Here is a 262-nt window from a genome sequence, read left to right on the forward strand (position 1 = left end):
ACAGCCATCCGATTATTGAAAGCTTTCTCATCCTCCAGGGCTCTGTCTGGTGAATAATAGAAATGAAGATACATCCGCCGGTCCGCCGTGATTGTATCACCTTTGTACGGACGATCTTGCACATAGTCCCAGGTGATCGGCAGAGAATACGCATAGAGTTCGTATGCCTGACTGTAATGATTCCAGTTGCGCATCGGCTCACGAACAGCATCAAGATGTGTCTTAATAAGTTTCAGCGACAGCTTGGCGGCTATCAGGAATT

1 pseudogene is annotated in these 262 nt (G+C 47.3%); it reads right to left on the reverse strand.

Features of this window, described 5'->3' with window-relative positions:
• Positions 1-262, reverse strand: a pseudogene (locus tag FCL48_RS24790) (transposase); the annotation flags it as partial.

The organism is Desulforhopalus sp. IMCC35007, assembly GCF_005116575.1.
Classification (GTDB): Bacteria; Desulfobacterota; Desulfobulbia; order Desulfobulbales; family Desulfocapsaceae; genus Desulforhopalus_A.